The 17,335-nt window shown below is 71.1% G+C and carries 20 protein-coding genes; 10 read left to right on the top strand and 10 right to left on the bottom strand.

Going from position 1 to position 17,335, the window contains the following annotated elements; all coding sequences use genetic code 11:
* Window positions 1–40 precede the first annotated feature (40 nt).
* The gene (locus ACLVWQ_RS03985; RefSeq protein WP_414106729.1) at window positions 41–1,033 is read right to left on the bottom strand and encodes a saccharopine dehydrogenase family protein; all 993 of its coding nucleotides are present in this window, start codon (window positions 1,031–1,033) and stop codon (window positions 41–43) included.
* Window positions 1,034–1,126: 93 nt separating this feature from the next.
* On the opposite strand from ACLVWQ_RS03985, the gene ACLVWQ_RS03980 reads away from it, so the two are divergent.
* Window positions 1,127–1,744, top strand: a complete 618-nt coding sequence (locus tag ACLVWQ_RS03980) for a TetR/AcrR family transcriptional regulator (RefSeq protein ID WP_414106728.1) — start codon at window positions 1,127–1,129, stop codon at window positions 1,742–1,744.
* Window positions 1,745–2,414: 670 nt separating this feature from the next.
* Window positions 2,415–3,278, top strand: coding sequence for an endo alpha-1,4 polygalactosaminidase (locus ACLVWQ_RS03975; protein ID WP_414106726.1), 864 nt, complete (start codon window positions 2,415–2,417; stop codon window positions 3,276–3,278).
* Between the two features lie 25 nt (window positions 3,279–3,303).
* Here ACLVWQ_RS03975 and ACLVWQ_RS03970 read toward each other — a convergent pair whose 3' ends face one another.
* Both ACLVWQ_RS03970 and ACLVWQ_RS03965 read right to left on the bottom strand, forming a co-directional pair.
* On the bottom strand, window positions 3,304–3,828 hold the full coding sequence (locus tag ACLVWQ_RS03970; protein WP_414106725.1) for a flavoprotein: 525 nt from the start codon (window positions 3,826–3,828) through the stop codon (window positions 3,304–3,306).
* Between the two features lie 9 nt (window positions 3,829–3,837).
* A complete protein-coding gene (locus ACLVWQ_RS03965; protein ID WP_414106724.1) occupies window positions 3,838–4,299 on the bottom strand; it encodes a DUF1348 family protein in 462 nt (153 codons plus the stop codon).
* 130 nt (window positions 4,300–4,429) lie between these two features.
* Here ACLVWQ_RS03965 and ACLVWQ_RS03960 point away from each other — a divergent pair, with 130 nt between their 5' ends.
* The 3 genes from ACLVWQ_RS03960 to ACLVWQ_RS03950 all read left to right on the top strand — a co-directional run bounded on the left by ACLVWQ_RS03960 (window position 4,430) and on the right by ACLVWQ_RS03950 (window position 7,262).
* Entirely contained in the window at window positions 4,430–5,026 is a 597-nt protein-coding gene (locus ACLVWQ_RS03960) for a TetR/AcrR family transcriptional regulator (protein WP_414107384.1), read from the top strand.
* A 113-nt stretch (window positions 5,027–5,139) separates the two neighbouring features.
* Window positions 5,140–6,600 carry an aldehyde dehydrogenase family protein gene (locus tag ACLVWQ_RS03955; RefSeq protein ID WP_414106722.1) on the top strand — a complete coding sequence of 487 codons (1,461 nt, stop codon included), beginning with the start codon at window positions 5,140–5,142 and terminating at the stop codon, window positions 6,598–6,600.
* Window positions 6,601–6,812: 212 nt separating this feature from the next.
* Entirely contained in the window at window positions 6,813–7,262 is a 450-nt protein-coding gene (locus tag ACLVWQ_RS03950; RefSeq protein WP_414107383.1) for a nitroreductase family deazaflavin-dependent oxidoreductase, read from the top strand.
* Window positions 7,263–7,417: 155 nt separating this feature from the next.
* Here ACLVWQ_RS03950 and ACLVWQ_RS03945 read toward each other — a convergent pair whose 3' ends face one another.
* A complete protein-coding gene (locus ACLVWQ_RS03945) occupies window positions 7,418–8,398 on the bottom strand; it encodes a cation diffusion facilitator family transporter (protein WP_414106721.1) in 981 nt (326 codons plus the stop codon).
* A 167-nt stretch (window positions 8,399–8,565) separates the two neighbouring features.
* Between ACLVWQ_RS03945 and ACLVWQ_RS03940 the strand changes: the two genes are divergently transcribed.
* On the top strand, window positions 8,566–8,868 hold the full coding sequence (locus ACLVWQ_RS03940; protein ID WP_414106719.1) for a DUF4235 domain-containing protein: 303 nt from the start codon (window positions 8,566–8,568) through the stop codon (window positions 8,866–8,868).
* A gap of 111 nt (window positions 8,869–8,979) precedes the next feature.
* The gene (locus ACLVWQ_RS03935; protein ID WP_414106718.1) at window positions 8,980–9,447 is read left to right on the top strand and encodes a peroxiredoxin; all 468 of its coding nucleotides are present in this window, start codon (window positions 8,980–8,982) and stop codon (window positions 9,445–9,447) included.
* Window positions 9,448–9,489: 42 nt separating this feature from the next.
* Here the strand turns inward: ACLVWQ_RS03935 and ACLVWQ_RS03930 are convergent, their stop codons facing one another.
* Entirely contained in the window at window positions 9,490–9,882 is a 393-nt protein-coding gene (locus tag ACLVWQ_RS03930) for a VOC family protein (protein ID WP_414106717.1), read from the bottom strand.
* 426 nt (window positions 9,883–10,308) lie between these two features.
* Here ACLVWQ_RS03930 and ACLVWQ_RS03925 point away from each other — a divergent pair, with 426 nt between their 5' ends.
* Window positions 10,309–11,340, top strand: a complete 1,032-nt coding sequence (locus tag ACLVWQ_RS03925) for a 7-epi-alpha-eudesmol synthase (protein ID WP_414106715.1) — start codon at window positions 10,309–10,311, stop codon at window positions 11,338–11,340.
* Between the two features lie 262 nt (window positions 11,341–11,602).
* Here the strand turns inward: ACLVWQ_RS03925 and ACLVWQ_RS03920 are convergent, their stop codons facing one another.
* Genes ACLVWQ_RS03920 through ACLVWQ_RS03900 form a run of 5 tightly spaced genes read right to left on the bottom strand, consistent with a single transcriptional unit; the run spans window position 11,603 to window position 15,851 of the window.
* Window positions 11,603–12,856 (bottom strand): cytochrome P450, encoded by a 1,254-nt coding sequence (locus tag ACLVWQ_RS03920; RefSeq protein WP_414106714.1) that lies wholly within the window; start codon window positions 12,854–12,856, stop codon window positions 11,603–11,605.
* Entirely contained in the window at window positions 12,853–13,473 is a 621-nt protein-coding gene (locus tag ACLVWQ_RS03915; RefSeq protein WP_414106713.1) for a GTP-binding protein, read from the bottom strand. Before ACLVWQ_RS03915 ends, ACLVWQ_RS03920 begins: the two co-directional genes overlap by 4 nt.
* Entirely contained in the window at window positions 13,454–13,825 is a 372-nt protein-coding gene (locus ACLVWQ_RS03910) for a DUF742 domain-containing protein (protein ID WP_414106711.1), read from the bottom strand. Before ACLVWQ_RS03910 ends, ACLVWQ_RS03915 begins: the two co-directional genes overlap by 20 nt.
* Entirely contained in the window at window positions 13,822–14,232 is a 411-nt protein-coding gene (locus tag ACLVWQ_RS03905) for a roadblock/LC7 domain-containing protein (protein WP_055611716.1), read from the bottom strand. The genes ACLVWQ_RS03910 and ACLVWQ_RS03905 overlap by 4 nt, the downstream gene beginning before the upstream one ends.
* Before the next feature lie 5 nt (window positions 14,233–14,237).
* A complete protein-coding gene (locus ACLVWQ_RS03900) occupies window positions 14,238–15,851 on the bottom strand; it encodes a sensor histidine kinase (RefSeq protein WP_414106710.1) in 1,614 nt (537 codons plus the stop codon).
* A 557-nt stretch (window positions 15,852–16,408) separates the two neighbouring features.
* Between ACLVWQ_RS03900 and ACLVWQ_RS03895 the strand changes: the two genes are divergently transcribed.
* Both ACLVWQ_RS03895 and ACLVWQ_RS03890 read left to right on the top strand, forming a co-directional pair.
* Window positions 16,409–16,771 (top strand): DUF1304 domain-containing protein, encoded by a 363-nt coding sequence (locus ACLVWQ_RS03895; RefSeq protein WP_414106708.1) that lies wholly within the window; start codon window positions 16,409–16,411, stop codon window positions 16,769–16,771.
* Complete coding sequence (locus ACLVWQ_RS03890; protein ID WP_414106707.1) at window positions 16,768–17,334, top strand: TetR/AcrR family transcriptional regulator; 567 nt, start codon at window positions 16,768–16,770, stop codon at window positions 17,332–17,334. The genes ACLVWQ_RS03895 and ACLVWQ_RS03890 overlap by 4 nt, the downstream gene beginning before the upstream one ends.
* Window position 17,335 lies beyond the last annotated feature (1 nt).

Genomic DNA, 17,335 nt, shown 5'->3' with positions numbered 1-17,335 from the left:
CGATCGCGGAGGCCGCCGAGAACGCGAAGGTCGCGGAGGGTCAGAGGTCGGTGATGCGGCTGTCGGAGATACTCGTGGCGAAATCCGGGCCGAACGCCGAGGACGGGGTCTGGAAGCCGGCGGGGTGCTGTCCGGCGAGCACACGGGCGGCGGAGGCGACCGCCGAGAGCTGTGTGTACGTGTAGCCGGTCGGGGTCTCGACGACCGAGCGGACGACGGTGCCGTCCTCGTCGGTGACCTCGGCGAGGGCCCAGTACCGGCCCTCCAGGCGCTCGGCGGCCGTCGGGCCCTCGGGGAGTTCGCCACCGGGCGCGGGAATCGCGCCGTCGGAGCGCATGAAGACCTCGATGTTCCGCAGTCCGGCCGAGTGCCGGGCGGTGATGAGATCGCCCATCGGGACCGGTACGAACTCCTCGGGTCCGGCCCCGAGGTCGAAGGACGCGGGCGCCGCGTCGGCCCTGCGCACGAGCTGTCCGTCGGACCGGACCAGTCCGGCGAGGTCGGCGATCCCCGCGGAGCTGGAGACCGAGCCGCGGGAGAAGCCGCCGGTCACCTTGAGGGCCACCCGGAGCGCGACCGGTCGCGGTGTCCGGCCAGCGGTGTGCACGGCGACCGCGTCGCTGGGCACGACGTCCCAGCCGACGCCCGGCACGAGCATGACGCCGGCCGCGGCGGCGGCCTCCGACCGCTCCTCGGCCAGTTGATAGACCGCGAACTCCGCGGTGGTGTCGAGGTAGTGGACGCCTTCGGCGACGGACGCGTCGATGAGCCGCTCGGCGGTGCCGCTGAACGGGCCGGCGACGTTCAGCACGACCCGGACGCCCCGGAGCTCCTTCCGCACGGTCTTCGGATCGTCGAGCGTGAAGGTCCGGCCGGGCACGCCGAGCTGTTGCGCGAGTGCCTCGACCGCGGCCGGGTTCCGGCCCGCGACGGCGAAGTCCAGCCCGGCACGGGCGGCCTCCTCGGCGATCAGCCGCCCGGTGTAACCGGTGGCGCCATAGATGAGCAGTGCGGGTGTGGTGGTGGTTTCCATGTCTTCAACGTAGCAGAAACGGAGAGATGCTCTCCGTTCGGAGAATCTCAGTCCGTTGGGAGGAGTGTCTTCCGCTGAGTTATAGTCCGGGGCATGGCGGACGCAGTGACGGACGAGGTTCCCAAGGAGCGGGCGGACTCGCGCCGCAAGCGGCTGCGCCTGATCGAGGCCGCCCGCTCGGCGATCGCCGAGCACGGGCTCCAGGCGTCGACGACCGACATCACGGAGCGCGCGGAGGTCGGGGTCGGCACGCTCTACCGGCGTTTCGGGTCGAAGGAGGCCCTGATCGCCGACGTACTGGTCGACGGTCTTGCGGAGATCCAGTCCTGGGCCGAGGCCGCCCTGGACGACCCCGATCCCTGGGCCGCCCTGTCCGGCTTCCTCTTCGCCTACACCGAAGCACAGCTGGCCAATCTCGGGCTGGCGGAGTTCACGAGCGGCACGGGTACGCCGCACGAGCTTCCCCCGGAGGTGCTGGCGCGCGGCGCGGTGCTCGCCGAGGCCATCGACCGGCTGGTGCGCCGCGCCCAGGATCACGGCGCGTTGCGGGCCGACGTGACGTGGCGGGACGTGGTCCTCATCTCGATCGCCCCGATCGGCGGGACCGAGTGCCTGGGCGCCATGAGGGGCGAGGGCCAGTGGCGCCGGACGATCACCATCGCACTGGACGGCCTCCGCGCCCCGGCGGCGAGCACACTGCCCGCGGAGTAGGCCGCCGCCGACACGGTGCCGCGCGGGCCATGCCCCCGCAGGGCGCGCCGGCCGCCCGCCCCGACCGGAGATGGCCGGCCGAGATGGCCGGTCCGCCCAGGCTCAAACCGTGTCCCACCGGCCGAGCACCGTCACCGCGCCCCGTCCACGGCGCCGGGAGCGGCGACCGGCGCCCGGCCGGCAAGTGGCGGCTCAGAGGGCCGCAGCCCCCTGGTGACCACCCCCGCCGGATGGAGGCCGCGAGCCCGGACGGCCGACCCCGGCCCCTCGCAGGGCGAGTTCCGCCGGCCGGTGCCGCCGGAGCGGCCGCGGGCGGCCGAGTGACAGGCGAGGACCGACCATGCCCCCACTGGGCCCGCCCGCCCCGACCTGGGACGGCCAGGCCAAGAGGCGGCCCGCCCACTGGCCATGGCGCCGGGAGCGGCCGCCCCAGCCCCCTGGCGACCGGCCGCACCCGACCGCCCGGTTCCTCGCCCGGCGCGAGCCGCCCGTGCGGATTTGACGTGCGACTTATCGCACGCTTTGATCCTGACGTGCCGAGGCGTGCCGCCCGGCACCCAGAGGTACGCCCAGCCGGTAGCGGACAGGACACGGTCCTCAGCCCGGCCAGAGTCGCCAGGCCCGTCACGGGGACCGAGGCGGGGTCGTACTCGCGATCGATGGAGCGGACATGCCCGCCAAGCGTGGCCCCCGCGTGGGATTCCTCAGAGCGGCCGCCGCCCTGGTCGCCCTCGCGGCCCTGGCTTCCTGCGCGTCGGACCCGTCGGACTCGTCGGACGGGAGCGGCAAGAGCGCCGACGACACCGCGGGGTCGAGTGCGCGGGGCGTACGGCTGCCGCCCGTGCACGCCGGTTTCGACTACCAGATCGGCGGCGCCTACCGACCGGCCTCCGACGTCCGTGTCGTCGCCCGCGACCGCGGCGCCGACCCCGCACGCGGTCTCTACAACATCTGTTACGTCAACGCCTTCCAGGCCCAGCCCCAGGAACAGGACGACTGGCCCGCCGACCTGCTGCTGCGGGACGAGCAGGGTGAGGTCGTCATCGACGCCGACTGGGACGAGCCGCTGCTCGACATCGGCACACCCGCCAAGCGCAAACGCGTCGCGGCCCGGGTCGACAAGTGGATCGACGGCTGCGCGGACAAGGGCTACGACGCCGTCGAGCCGGACAACTACGACAGCTTCAGCCGGTCGGACGGGCTCCTGAGCGCGAGCGACGCCCTGTCCTTCATCAAGCTGCTCTCGATCCACGCACACGCCCGCGGCCTGGCCATCGCCCAGAAGAACACCGTGGAACTGGCCGACCGACGCACCCGCGCCGGGCTCGACTTCGCCGTGGTGGAGGAGTGCGGCGCGTACGACGAGTGCGGTGAGTACGCCGACGCCTTCGACGACCGGGTCGTGGTCGTCGAGTACACCGACAGCGGGATGAAGAAGGCCCGTTCGGGCTTCGGCGACCGGCTGAGCATCGTGCGCCGGGACATCCAGGTGTCGACGCCGGACAGCGCCGACTACGTACGCAGGACGCGCTGACCCCACCCGTGGGCACGTCGGCGGGTCAACCCGGCACCTGGCCCAGCAGGTCCAGCGCCTGTTCCCAGCGGAATCCGTGCTGCCGCGGGCCGTCGAAGGCGTGCTCCCCGAACCGCACGCCCATCCCGCGCAGCCGTTTCAGGCTGTCCCGGTAGGCGGGGTGGGCCGCCAACGCCTCGCTGACGCACGGCAGTACGGAGATCGGCACGCCCGTGCCGGACGCCTCGCAGAGCGTGCCGAGGGCGAGCGTGTCGGAGATCCCGGCCGCCCACTTGTTGACGGTGTTGAAGGTCGCGGGCGCCACGGCCACGGCGTCCGGGTCCGGGAACGGGCGCGGATCGCCGGGCGCACGCCAGGCGGACCTGATCGGCCGGCCGGTCCGCTCCTCGACCGCCGCGACATCGAAGAACCCCGTCGCCTGCGGGGTCGCGAGGACGCCGACCTGCCAGTTCCGTTCCAGCGCCAGGGTGATCAACTCGCCGATGCCGTCGGCGACTCCTGCGGCGCAGACGACGACGTAGAGAAAGGGCTTCCGGGCCTGTTCGGTCACCCGGGAACCCTACTGAACCGGGAACGTCCTCCCTCGCTCCGCGTCCGGCCGCGGGCCGGCGATCCGCCGCTCCGCCTCCTCGATCGCCACGTCGTTGATGCTGGCCTCGCGCCGGGTCATCAGCCCCTGCTCGTCGAACTCCCAGAGTTCGTTGCCGTACGAGCGCCACCACTGGCCGTCGGTGTCACGGCACTCGTACTGGAAGCGGACGGCGATGCGGTTGCCGTCGAAGGCCCAGAGGTCCTTGCGCAGGGCGTACTCCTCCTCGCGTCGCCACTTCTCGGTGAGCAGCTCCACGATCCCGTCCCGGCCGGTGACGAAGGTGTCGCGGTTGCGCCAGACCGAGTCCCGCGCGTAGGCGAGCGAGACCTTCCGCGGGTCGCGGGTGTTCCAGGCGTCCTCGGCCGCCTGGACCTTCTGGGCGGCGGTCTCCCGGGTGAAGGGCGGCAGGGGCGGACGATCCTCGGCCATGACGGTTCCTCTCGGCTTCTCCTCCGGCGTGAGAACGTACGTTCTCCACGGCGACCGCTAACGTAGAGAACGGTGGTTCTCACGTCAAGACGCAGGAGGCGGGACCCAGGTGGCGAGCGCGAGCGGACACATGGACAGCGCGGCCGCCAGGGCGCGGGCCCTGGACGCGGCGGAGGCCCTGTTCTACGGGCGCGGCATACAGTCCGTCGGCATGGACGACATCCGGGGCGCCTCGGGGGTCTCGCTCAAGCGGCTCTACCAGCTGTTCCCCGCCAAGGAGCACCTGGTGGTGGCGTACCTGGAGCGGCGCGACCTCCGCTGGCGACAGCGGCTCGCCGCGCACGTGGACGGTCACACGGACCCGCGGCGGCGCGTGCTCGCGGTCTTCGACTGGCTGGGCGCGTGGTTCCGCGAGCCCGGCTTCCGCGGCTGCGCCTGGATCAACTCGTACGGCGAACTGGGCGCCACGTCGGAGCCGGTCGCCGACCAGGTCCGTACCCACAAGCGGGCCTTCAAGGAGTACGTCGTCGGGCTGGCGGGCGAGGCCGGACTGCCCGCGGAGCCGGCCGGTCAGCTGCACCTGCTGGCGGAGGGCGCCATGACCACCGCCGCCATCGAGCGGAGCGCGGCACCCGCCGCGCTGGCCGGCCGGGCGGCCCAGGCGCTGATCGACGCGTACGGCGCCGCGGCCACCCCTTGCGCGGCGCCGCAGCCGGCCATTGACTGATGGTGCGTCCGGTCTCACACTCTCATTGAATATTCAATGGACAATTGTTCACCAGGCGAACGCATGCGGTTCCGTCGTGGCCGTGTCGCGTCGCACGACGGGAAGAGCCGCGCATGACCCTCCATCGTGACCTGCTCATCGGCGGCAAGGACCTGCCCGCGGCCACCGGCCGCACCGCCGAGGACGTGAACTCCTACAGCTCACAGGTGTACGCCACGGTCGCCGCGGCCGGCGCCGAGGACGTCACCCGGGCCGTGGACGCGGCGGACGCCGCGTTCCCCGCCTGGGCCGCGCTCGGTCCGGCCCAGCGGCGCACGATCTTCCTCACCGCGGCCGACCTCCTGGAGTCCCGCACCGAGGACGCCGTACGGATCATGGCGGGCGAGGTCGGCGGCACCCGGCCCTGGGCCATGTTCAACGTCGGTCTCGCCGCGAACATCCTGCGCGAGGCCGCCGCCGCGGTGACCGCCCCGCGCGGTGAGGTGCTGAGCGCGCAGGAGGAAGGCGCCCTGGGACTCGCCGTCCGCGAACCCGTCGGTGTCGTGGCCGCCTTCTCGCCCTGGAACGCCCCGGTCATCCTGGGTGTCAGGGCCGTCGCCGCGCCGCTCGCCGCGGGCAACACCGTGGTGATGAAGCCGAGCGAGGACGCGCCGATCGCGTGCGGACTGTTCATCGCGGACATCCTGCGCGACGCGGGCCTGCCCGACGGCGTCCTGAACGTGATCACGAACGCCCCCGAGGACGCGGCCGCCGTCGCCGAGGCCCTGGTCGCCGACGAGCGCGTACGGGCCGTCAACTTCACCGGTTCCACCGGGGTCGGCCGGATCATCGGCGTGCACGCGGCCCGTCATCTGAAGCCCGCGGTCCTCGAACTCGGCGGCAAGAACTCGGTGATCGTGCTGGCCGACGCCGACGTCGGCTACGCGGTCGACGCCGCCGTCTTCTCCGTCTTCATGAACTCCGGCCAGATCTGCATGTCCGCCGACCGGATCCTCGTGCACGAGAGCCTGGCCGAGGAGTTCACCGCCAGGTTCACCGCGAAGACCGAGTCGCTCGCGTCCGGCGACCCGGCCGATCCGCACACCGTCGTCGGCCCGCTCGTCACCCGGGCCGCCGCCCGCCGGGTGGCGGCGCTCGTGGAGGACGCCGTCGCCAAGGGCGCGCGTGTCCTCACCGGCGGCGGCGCCCCCGAGGGTGCCGTGCATCCGGCGACCGTCCTCACCGACCTGCCGGAGGAGGCCGAGCTGTACCGGGGCGAGGCCTTCGGCCCGCTGGCCGTGATCAGCACGTTCACCACGGACGACGAGGCGGTCTCCGCCGCCAACGCCACCGAGCACGGGCTGACCTGCGGGATCATCACCGAGAACGGCACCCACGGGCTCAAGGTCGCCCGCCGGATCCGTACCGGCATCGTGCATGTCAACGACCAGTCCGTCGCCGACGAACCGAACGCCCCCTTCGGCGGGTTCAAGGGCAGCGGGTACGGGCGCTTCGGCGGACGCTGGGGCATCGAGGCGTTCAGCAACACCCGCTGGGTCACGCTGGCCACGCAGCAGGCCCACTTCCCGTTCTAGCTCTCTCGCCCGTTCCGGCCCTCCTTTCCGGGTGAGCCGCGCGCGCAGACCGGGTCCCGGGCCGCGTCCGCTCGTTGACCCGGTGACTCACCCGGGCACATCCGGGCAGGCATGAGGTCGACGCGGTTCGCGAGGAATGAGTGTCCGAGCGGAGCGGTTCAGTCCTGAGCCGGTACGAGTCGTACGCAACGACGATCGATGGGATGGATGTCATGCCTCTTGAGGGCGAATACGAGCCCAGCCCCACCAAGTGGGTACGCGACCAGGTGGAGCTGTACGAGCGCTCCGGCGGTACCGAGGGAACGACGTTGCAGGACACGGGGCTGCCCGTCATCGTGCTCACCACCCGGGGCGCGAAGAGCGGGAAGATCCGCAAGACCCCGCTGATGCGGGTCGAGCACGACGGCCGCTACCTCGCGGTCGCGTCACTGGGCGGCGCGCCGAAGCACCCCGTCTGGTACTACAACGTGCTCAGCGATCCCCATGTGGAGCTCCAGGACGGCCCGAAGCGCCAGGACATGACCGCGCGTGAGGTGACCGGCGAGGAGAAGGCGCAGTGGTGGGAGCGGGCGGTCGCCGCGTTCCCGTCGTACGCCGACTACCAGGAGAAGACCGACCGGGAGATCCCGGTCTTCGTCCTGGAGCCGACCCCCGGCGCCTGACGGACCGGTCGGCGAGCGCGCATCGGTGGCCCCTCCGGACCAGTCCGGAGGGGCCGCCCGCACACATCCGAGGGGCCCGGAGAGGCCCGCCCGGACCCGCCCGGCGCGGCCCGGAAAAGGTGTGCATGACTCCGCGGGCACCGGGCACCCGACGCTCAGGTCCCGCCACGCTCCCCCGTCGTGGCGGGGCCGCTGTCGTGGGCCGCCGCGCGGCGGGCGATCGCGGCGTCCGTCACATCGAGGAAGATCTGGTCGGCCTCCGGGACCAGGTGGGACACGGACCGCTTGATGCGTACGGCGACCAGTTCCACCTCCTCGCTGTCCATGCCGGGCATCAGGTCGATCCGCGCCGCCACCAGCGTCGAGTCGGGGCCGAGCTGCATGGTCAGCAGGGACTCCACGGAGTCGATCTCGGGCTGCGCCTCCAGCAGGGCGCGGATGCGGCCCGCCGACTCCTCGTCGGTGGCCTGGCCGATCAGCTGGTCGCGCGCGTCACGGCCCAGCCGGTACGCCACGTACACGAGGAGCACCCCGATGGCCATCGAGGCCGAGGCCTCCCAGACGACCTGGCCGGTCACCATGTGCAGGGCCATGCCGGCGATGGCGAGGAGCACACCCAGTACGGCGGTGCCGTCCTCGGCGATGACCGTCCGCAGAGCGGGGTCACGGATCTCGGCGGAGAAGCCGCCCTGCCGGCGGACCTGCAACAGCGCGCGCAGCAGGGACGCGCCCTCCGCGAGGAGCGCCACGACCAGGATCACCAGACCCGCCACATAGCCGCTGTGGGACTCGGTGCTCTCACTGCCCAGGGCCTCGAAGCCCTGGAAGAAGGAGAAGCAGCCGCCCATCAGGAAGATGCCCACGGCGGCCAGCAGCGACCAGAAGAAGCGTTCCTTCCCGTAGCCGAAGGGGTGGCGGCGGTCGGCGGGGCGCCGGCTGCGGCGCAGAGCGGCCAGCAGGAAGACCTCGTTCAGGCTGTCGGCCACCGAGTGCGCCGCCTCCGAGAGCAGCGCGGGAGATCCGGTGAGCAGGCCGCCCACGGCCTTGGCCACGGCGATGACGAGGTTGGCACCCAGCGCCACCAGCACGGTGACACGGGTCCGGCGGTCCGAGGGGGAGGAAGGCTTGCGGTTCACTCCCGCCGAATGCCCCTTTCCGCACACCTCACACGAGGTGGGGGGCGATTCCGGTGGACCGTCACCCTGAGCCCGTCGGCTGAAACGGCTCGTGACGGGTCGCGTATTCGCCGCTGAACTGGACACCCGCGAGAGGCCCGCGCGAACACGAGCCGAAGGAGTGCCCGGTGCAGAAGAAGCACAAGAAGAAGCTGCCCGTCGTCTACAAGCCCGTCGGGTTCCTGCTCGGCTGGACCGGCGGGACCCTCGCCGGGATGGCGTTCCGGGCCACCTGGAAGGCGATCCGCCACGAGGACGACGCACCCGACGCGCTGGACAAGGACCGCGGCTGGGGTGAGGTGCTGCTCGCCGCGGCGATCCAGGGCGCGATCTTCGCGGTCGTCCGCGGCGCGGTGGACCGCGCGGGTGCGACGGCCATAGAACGGTCCACCGGAGTATGGCCCGCCACCGACAAGGGGGGCCGCGACTGACTCCCCGTACCGTCCAGTACGGTTGGCCTCCGCACAGGTGACGGACAGCCGGTGTCGGACGGCCGGTGGCAGCCGCCATGGGCCGGTGACGGACAGTCAGGGGAGCCAGTCGTGACGAACCAGGCAGCGGTGGGCGACACCGTCGAGGACTTCACCCTCCCCGACGAGACCGGTACGCCCCGCAAGCTCTCGGAGCTGCTGGGCGAGGGGCCCGTCGTGCTGTTCTTCTATCCGGCGGCGCTCTCCGCGGGCTGCACCGCCGAGGCGTGCCACTTCCGGGACCTGGCCGCCGAGTTCACGGCCGCCGGGGCGCGGCCCGTGGGGATCAGCGGTGACACCGTCGAGCGCCAGCAGGAGTTCGCGGGCAAGCACACCCTCGGGTATCCGCTGCTGTCCGACCCGGACGGTGCGATCCGCGAACGGTTCGGGGTGAAGCGCGGCCTGTCGCTCGCGCCCACCAAGCGGGTCACCTTCGTCATCGCCGAGGACCGCACGGTGCTCGAGGTGGTGCGCAGCGAGCTGCGGATGAGCACGCACGCGGACCGCGCCCTGGCTGCCCTGCGCGCGCACCGCGGCTGAGCCGTCCGGCGCACCCCGCCGGGCGGCCCCGCCGCGGGTGGCTCAGCCCTGCTTGGGTGAGGTGTCCCGTCCCAGGCGCAGGGTGAACGAGTGGCCCGCCGGGTCGGCGTACCCGCGCTCCTCGTACGGGCCGCCCGCGTCGTTGGTCTCCACCGGCCGCCCGCCCAGCGAGACGACCCTGCGCTCGGCCGCGTCCAGGTCCTCGACGTGGAAGTCGATGTGGGCCTGCAGGGAGTTCTCGGGCCGTGGCCAGCTGGGCGGGGTGGCGTTCACGTCCCGCCGGAACGCCATCCGCATTCCGTCGGCTCCCCTGATCTCGACCCGGTTCGCCGTCGCGTCGGTCTCCTCGCCGTCGAGGAACTCCCGGTAGAACGCGGCGAGTTTCTCGGGCTCGGCGCAGTCCAGCACCACGACGCCCGCGACTACCAGTCCCATGTCTCCTCCGTACGCCGACCGAGCGCGAACGGCGGTCCGCCCACTGCTCCGACCGACGGGTACCCCCGTCCCGCGGGATCAGTACAGGGAACTCACGGGGACCGGCCCCTGGGAGCCACTCAGGGGGACCACCATGTGAGATCCGCCGGTCGCCGCCAAGTGCCCTGAATTCACTGCCCAGTTGAGCGAGGGCGCCCATTCAGCCACGGAGGCCGACAAATCGGTGAGGTCACGGAACGATGTAACGCAGGTCACGATGAAGGCGCCGAGGTCGCGGCATAGATCATTTACGATCGGGGCAGTCTCGTAGCGCAAATCGAGTCAACTTTCGTCTCGGGAAGCGCAGTTCGAGTCAGCGGGCGTCACTTTGGCACGCCCGCGCGCAGGGATGGGGGGCCCTGTGATTCGTCGCAAGAGAGGACGCGAATGCCGCAGGACGTCAGGTTCGATCTCCCCTTCTCCACCCCCGTCAGTGAACATCTCGAATACGCCCGGTCCCGGCATCTGCGCTGGGTGTGGGACAAGGGCCTGGTGCGCAGCCAGGCCGGCTTCGAGGAGTACCGGTCCTGGGATCTGCCCCAGGCGGCGGCCCGCACCTACCCGCACGCGTCCGCCGACGACATGGTCGTCCTGATGAACTGGTTCTCACTGGCGTTCCTGTTCGACGACCAGTTCGACTCGGCCAGGCCCGACCGCGCGGACCGCATAGCGGAGGTGGCGCGGGAGCTCATCGCCACTCCCCTGCGGCCCGCGGGCATCACCCCCCGGGTGATGTGCCCGATCACGATGGCCTGGGCCGAGGTCTGGTCCCATCTTTCGGATGGCATGTCTCTGACATGGCGCTCGCGGTTCGCGGCCTCCTGGGGCCGTTTCCTCGTGGCGCACACCGAGGAGGTGGACCTCGCCGCCCGCGGGCTGGCCGGCACGCTCGACCTCCAGGAGTACGCCGAGTTCCGCCGTCGCACGGTGGGCATCCACCACAGCATCGACGCCGGGGAGCGCAGCCGCGGCTTCGAGGTGCCCGCCGAGGCGGAGGCGCATCCGCTGATGGAGCGGATGCGGGACCTCGCCGCCGACACCATAGGGTTCATGAACGACATCCACTCGTTCGAGCGCGAGAAACGCCGGGGAGACGGGCACAACCTCATAGCCGTCCTGCACCGCGAGCGCGGCTGCACCTGGCAGGAGGCGGCCGACGAGGCGTTCCGGATGACCACGGACTGTCTCACCGAGTACCTCAAGCTGGAGGCACAGATACCGCAGATGTGCGACGAGCTCGGCCTGAACGAGGAAGAGCGCGTCAGGGTCAGGATGGGCGTCGAGGCCATCCAGCACTGGATCAACGGCAACTACGAGTGGGCCCTGACCTCGGGCCGCTACGCGACGGACAAGGAGACCCCGGCGACCAAGGCCGAACTGGCCGGCAAGGGCTCCCTGGACGACCTGCTGACAGTCTGAAGGCAAAGAGCCCGCCCGGGACTCCCCGAGCGGGCTCTACAGACACCGACGACACCCCGTCAGAGGGGCGCCCCGTCAGGGGCGCGGGGAACGGCGCACCCGCACCCCACCACACACCAGGGGCCCGCTCAAAACCCGAGCGAGCCCCACAGGCGTCAGGGGGGCGCCCCCTCAGGGGCGCGGGGAACTGCGCGCCCAACCACAACGCGCCCGCACCCACAAGAACACACCAGCCCCCACACCCCGCCCCCAACGGACGTGCCTACGCTGCGAACTGCACAGGCAGCCGATCCAACCGCGTCTCCCACGTGGAAGCCGTCGAGGTGAGCTCCTCCGGAGCCACCGCGAGCCGCAGCCCCGGCAGCCGGTGCAGCAGCAGCTCGACGGCCGTCTCGATGATGGCCTGCCCGATGTTCTGCCCGGGGCACTCGTGCGGCCCCCCGCTGAACGCCAGGTGCGACTGGTTGCCGTGCACGGAGATGCCGACGTCGGGCCGGATCTCCGGATCGACGTTGCCCGCGGTCAGGCCGAGCACCAGCAGGTCGCCCTCCTGGATGCGGTGCCCGCCGAGTTCGAGGTCGGCGGCGGCGAAGCGGCCCGGCAGGACGGCCAGCGGCGGGGTGTCCCACATGACCTCCTCCACGACGGCGGAGATGTTCAACTGCCCGCTGACCAGACCGGAGAGCCGGTTGGCGTCGGTGAGGACCAGCTGCAGCACCCGGGCCAGCAGGTTGCTGGTGGTGGTGTGCGCGGTGATCAGCACCAGGCGCAGGTGGTTGATGATCTCGTCCTCGTCGAGGTCCGCGTGGTGTTCCAGGAGGCCGGTGGCGAAGTCGGCACCGGGCTCCACCCGCTTGCGCTCGGCGAGTTCACCGATGATCTGCATGATGCGGTCGTTGTGGGCCAGTGCCTCGGCGCCACCCTTGAGCACCTGCGCGGACGACTCGGCCAGCCGCCGTCCCTCGCTCTCCGCCAGCCCGAACACCCTGGTGAGTACGAGCATCGGCAGGTACTCCGCGTACTCGGACACCAGGTCGGCGCTGCCCACCCCGGCGAACGCGTCGATCTGCTTGTTGGCGAAGTGCGTGACGTGACGGCGGATGCCACGGCTCGACACCGCCTGCAGGTTGTCGGTGACCGCGCCGCGCAGCCGGCGGTGCGGCTCGCCGTCCTGCGAGACGCAGTCGGGACGCCAGCCCACCATCGGTATCAGCGGTGAGGTGCTTTCGACGCGCCCCTCCTTCCAGTCCCGCCAGTTCCGCGAATCCCGGCTGAACTGGCGGGGGTTGTCGAGCACCCGCCGGTTCTCCCGGTATCCGAGGACCAGCCACGCAGGAACATCGCCCTCCAGCAGTACCGGCGCGACGGGCCCGTGCTCCTTGCGCAGGCGCGCGTAGATGCCGATCGGGTCGACGGCGGCCTCGGGCCCGTAGAGACGGGTGAGGTCCTCCCCGCCCCCGTGCGCGACTGGGCAGCCGCGTGGGGCGTCGGAACTGTTTAAGGGCTGGTCGGTCATCGGGACTCCAGTGCGACTGCAGAGCGATCCTTGAGGTGCTGAATCAGTGCGATCAGCACATCACGGCTGGAGGCCCGGTCGCGAGCGTCGCAGGCCACGACCGGTATGTCGGGGGAGATGTCCAGGGCGTCCCGGATCTCCTCGACCGGATGGTTCTTGCAGTCCGGGAACACGTTCAGGGCGATCACGAACGGGACGTCCTGACGCTCCATCTCCTCGATGGCCCGGAAGCTGGAGGCCAGCCGGCGGGTGTCGACCAGCACCACGGCCCCGAGCGCGCCTTTGAACAGGCCGTTCCACAGGAACCAGAACCGCTCCTGCCCCGGGGTGCCGAAGAGGTAGAGCATCAACTGGTCGTTGATGCCGATCTTGCCGAAGTCCAGGCTGACGGTGGTCTCCTGCTTGTCCGCCACTCCGATCAGGTTGTCGACGTCCGCGCTGGCCTGGGTCAGCGTCTCCTCGGTGGTGAGCGGCTTGATGTCGCTGACCGAGCGGACCATGGTGGTCTTCCCGGTACCGAATCCGCCGGCGATCATCACCTTCACCGAGCGGGCACCGTCCGGCAGGGTGCCGTCGGCCGGGTTGCGGTCGGGATGGTCAAAGCCTTTGAAGTCCACTGAGTACCTCCTCAAGGAGCGCGAGGTCGGGCCCGCGTCCGGCGCCTGACGCCGGGATGGGATCACGGGCTTCAACGCGGCCTGCGTCCAGCAGATCGGCCAAGAGCACCGCGAGAATGTTGAAGGGCAATCCGAGGTAGGCGCCGAGTTCGGCGACCGACAGCGGATCACGGCAACGCCGTAGGATCTCCTCGTGCTCGTGCTGTATGCCGGAAGCGGCCGCAGCACGGGAGGTGATGAGGGTCGCCACATCAAGACTCGACGCCGAACCGCCCGGTCCGCTGCGGCCGCCCGTGAGGACGTAGTAGCGCTCGAGACCGGACGGGTCCGTGGGTCGGCGGGGACCACTCATCCAGAGTGCTCCTCCAGCCGCGGAGTGGTGCCGAGAAGCTCACCCATCCTCCGGGCCAGATCCCTCATCTGATGGCCGAGGAGGCCCTGGTCGAGCCCTTCCCTGGCCAGCACGCCGAGGTATGTCTCCACACCCGCGCGCACCACGAAGAGGTGACCACCGTCGACCTCGATCATCGCGAGCCGCAGTTGCCCCGCGTACTTGGGGAACTGCTCGGCCACGGGCTGAGCCAGTGCCTGCAGTCCCGCCACCACGGCGGCGAAGCGGTCCACGTCGTCGGGGTCGTCCGCGCCGTAGGAGGTGATGGCCTTGCCGTCGCTGGAGGCCACAAGGGCGAAGCGGATCTCCTGGATGCTCTCGACCAGATCGCGGAGCGCCCAGCTCACGTCGGTTCCCTGTTGCGTCATGAGGACTAGTCGCTCTCTTCAGTGCGGTGCTCTGTGGACTCACGTCCGGAGGTCGGCTCACGGTCGGCGATCGGCTCACGCCCCGCCGTGGCGAAGGCGGCCAGGCCGGTGAAGGACGCGTCCGGCGGTACCGCGTGCGAGGCGGTGGCGGCGGATTCGTCTTCGCGCACGGGCGGTTTGGACCGCTCGGGCTCGGCTCTCCTGCGCCGTCTGGGCAGACCACCGGGTGTGGTGTCCCCGGTCTCCTCAGGCTCTGCCTGCTCGACCGCTTCCGTCTCGACCACGTCGGTGCCCGGCGCGGCCGGGACCTGGGCGGCCGGGGCCGGGGCGGTGACGATCGCGGGCAGCTGGCTGAAGTACTTGTGAGGCACCACGACGACCACCGACGTACCGAGCCACGGCGAGTCCGCGAACGTGACCCTGATGCCGTACCTGCGGGCCAGCGCGCCCACCACTCGCAGACCGAGGTGAGCGTCCTCGGACACCCCGCCGATACCGGGACCGGGAGCGACGCCCTCCAGCGACTGGAGAGCCTCCTGCTTCTTCTCCTCGTTCAGGCCCTTGCCGGAGTCCTGGATCTCGATCCCGACACCGTTGGGAACCTCCTTGCCGGAGACGACCACGGGCTCGGTGGGCGGCGAGTAGCGCGCCGCGTTGTCGAACAGGTGGGCGAAGATCAGCGTGAGGTGGTCCACCAGACCGCCGTCGACGCCGAGTTCCGGCAGGTGCTGCACCTGGACACGGTCGAAGTCCCGGATGCGGCCGATACCGCCGCGCACCACGCTGAGGAGCCGCTGCGGCTCCTGCCACTGCCGGCCCGGACGGTCACTGCCGCCCAGTACGCCGATGCTCGCCGCCAGGGAGTCGGCGGGGCCGAGCTCCTGGTCCAGCTCCATCAGGCCCTGCGCGACGGACGGCAGCCTGCCGTGCTCGCCCTGCATCTCGTGCAGCCGGCCACGCAGCTTGCTGGTCAGTACGTGGATACGGCTGCCGATGCTGATGACGGCCTGCTCGGCGGAGGTGGAGCGGTCGAACTCCCGCTCCACGCCCATGAGCGAGGTCCTGAGCACCTTGCGGAGCACGGCCTGCAGGTCGGCACCGATCTCGGCACCCTGCCCCGGTGGCGGCAGCAGGTCGTCGATCGAGTCACCGTCCCGCAGGCGCTCGAGCGCCTCGGGCAGCTGCCGTTCGGCGAGCAGGGCGACCGCGGTCAGCTGTCGGTCCAGCTGCTCCTGCCAGGCCTGGGTCTGCTCGGCGATCCGCTGCTCGTAGACCTGGGCCTGTTCGGCGAGCTGCGCGTCGTGGGCCGTGCGCTCGGCGGCGTGCTTCCGTTCGAGACCGGCGACGTGCTGCTGCCACTGCTGGGAGTGTTCGGTCTGGGCGTTTCTGAACTCACTTGCGCTGCTGCGCAGTTGACGCTGGGAGCGGATCAGGAGTCGTACCGTGACGGCACTCGCGGCCGTCACCACGATTCCGGAGACGATCGCGGGTATTCGGACCTGGTCGGAGCCCACGACCGCGGCGACGACGGTACCGGCTCCTAAGGCAAGTGGCAGCAGCCACCAGCTGTACCAAGGGACCGGTGCCCGCGCCGCCGGTGGCGGAGTGGCAAGTTCCATCTGCATCCTTCAAAGCAACACGATCGAACAGAGGGGGGATTACTCGGGGGGTTTTCGGGGGCAGCATCGTCATGTGGTGTTCAACCCCGTGACGGGCATGCGCGGGCAACGAGCGACAGTCGATGATGGTCGCGTCAACTCGCCGCACCTCAGGGAACCTTATCGGGTTTGATCACCGGAGAAACAACCTGGTCGGTCCACTCCTGTGAAGCTTTCGTCACGCTCCGAGCAGGCCCATTTAGGTCGACAAATCCCCTAACTCGTCACCATGGCGGAGCGCGGGCGGGCCGAAACGGGTGCATACGCCACGGATTTACACCCCGCCCGTCTCACCCACCGGGACGACATATGCCCCGTGAACATGACCTCACGGGAGAGACCGGGCGGCGCATCCGCCGTCGCGGCCGGCGCCGAGATCCACACGAATCCGTCACATGGCGAGCGTCGCACCCACACGGATGTGGACCCACGGGCACACGTGACGGAATTTCCTGGATAGTCGTCCATGTATGGTGGACACCTGTCCAGGAAAGTCGTCCCCGAAGGAGCTCACCCCGATGCAGACACTCGCGAACGTGCTGGTCGGCCTCGTCGCCGCCCTGCACGTGTACTTCCTGGTCCTGGAGATGTTCCTGTGGGAGCGCAAGCCAGGGCTCGGGCTGCACGGGTTCGATCCCGAGATGGCGCGGGCCACCGCCCCGCTCGCCGCCAACCAGGGGCTCTACAACGGGTTCCTGGCGGCCGGACTCGTCTGGGGTCTGATCGCCGGCGACCCGACCGGGTTCCGGGTCCAGGTCTTCTTCCTGGTGTGCGTGATCGTCGCGGGCGGGTACGGGGCGGCCACCTCGAACCGGCGCATCCTGTTCGCGCAGGCCCTGCCCGGCGCGCTCGCCCTCGCCGCCGTCCTGCTCGCCCGGTGACCTCCGACCCCCGGGCCGAGCGCACCAGGGCCAAGCTGCGCCGGGCCCTCCTCGACGAGTGCGCCCGGCGCCCGCTCACGGAGATCGGCGTCACGGCCCTGGCGCGCGCGGCCGGGGTCGGCCGGGCCACGTTCTATCTGCACTACGCCGACCTGGAGGCGCTGGCCGTCGACGCCTGCGCCGATGTCGTACGCGACGCCGTGGACGCCCTGCACGCGTGGCGGGGCAGGCCGGACCCCCGGTCGGCGCCGGAGGCCCTGCTCGTGTTCTTCGCCGGCCTGCCCCCGCACGCGCCGTTGTACCGCGCCCTGTTGAGCCCGGGGGGCGGCGGTCCGCTGGGCCGTGTCCTGCACCGGGACCTGCGCGCCCGCAGCCTCGCCGAACGCGAACTCGTCGGCGCGCCCCAGGCCCCCCTCGTCGCGTCCGCCGTCGCCGCGACCTTCGCGGGCGTCCTCGCGGACTGGCTGCACGGGCTCGTCGAGGGCACTCCGGAGGAGATCGCCCACACGGTGTGGCGCCTGCTCGTGGGCCTGCACGCCGTCCCGTGGGACACCGCCCGCTAGG

It is taken from the genome of Streptomyces sp. CWNU-52B, assembly GCF_047444975.1.
GTDB lineage: Bacteria > Actinomycetota > Actinomycetes > Streptomycetales > Streptomycetaceae > Streptomyces.
The sequence above is the reverse complement of the archived record's forward strand: the minus strand, read 5'-3'. Positions and strand labels throughout refer to the sequence as shown.

Coding starts and splice junctions, on each gene's coding strand:
- ACLVWQ_RS03985 (WP_414106729.1), bottom strand. CDS start 1,033: ATGGAAACCACCACCACACCCGCACTGCTCATCTATGGCGCCACCGGT.
- ACLVWQ_RS03980 (WP_414106728.1), top strand. CDS start 1,127: ATGGCGGACGCAGTGACGGACGAGGTTCCCAAGGAGCGGGCGGACTCG.
- ACLVWQ_RS03975 (WP_414106726.1), top strand. CDS start 2,415: ATGCCCGCCAAGCGTGGCCCCCGCGTGGGATTCCTCAGAGCGGCCGCC.
- ACLVWQ_RS03965 (WP_414106724.1), bottom strand. CDS start 4,299: ATGGCCGAGGATCGTCCGCCCCTGCCGCCCTTCACCCGGGAGACCGCC.
- ACLVWQ_RS03960 (WP_414107384.1), top strand. CDS start 4,430: ATGGACAGCGCGGCCGCCAGGGCGCGGGCCCTGGACGCGGCGGAGGCC.
- ACLVWQ_RS03955 (WP_414106722.1), top strand. CDS start 5,140: ATGACCCTCCATCGTGACCTGCTCATCGGCGGCAAGGACCTGCCCGCG.
- ACLVWQ_RS03950 (WP_414107383.1), top strand. CDS start 6,813: ATGCCTCTTGAGGGCGAATACGAGCCCAGCCCCACCAAGTGGGTACGC.
- ACLVWQ_RS03930 (WP_414106717.1), bottom strand. CDS start 9,882: ATGGGACTGGTAGTCGCGGGCGTCGTGGTGCTGGACTGCGCCGAGCCC.
- ACLVWQ_RS03925 (WP_414106715.1), top strand. CDS start 10,309: ATGCCGCAGGACGTCAGGTTCGATCTCCCCTTCTCCACCCCCGTCAGT.
- ACLVWQ_RS03920 (WP_414106714.1), bottom strand. CDS start 12,856: ATGACCGACCAGCCCTTAAACAGTTCCGACGCCCCACGCGGCTGCCCA.
- ACLVWQ_RS03910 (WP_414106711.1), bottom strand. CDS start 13,825: ATGAGTGGTCCCCGCCGACCCACGGACCCGTCCGGTCTCGAGCGCTAC.
- ACLVWQ_RS03905 (WP_055611716.1), bottom strand. CDS start 14,232: ATGACGCAACAGGGAACCGACGTGAGCTGGGCGCTCCGCGATCTGGTC.
- ACLVWQ_RS03900 (WP_414106710.1), bottom strand. CDS start 15,851: ATGGAACTTGCCACTCCGCCACCGGCGGCGCGGGCACCGGTCCCTTGG.
- ACLVWQ_RS03895 (WP_414106708.1), top strand. CDS start 16,409: ATGCAGACACTCGCGAACGTGCTGGTCGGCCTCGTCGCCGCCCTGCAC.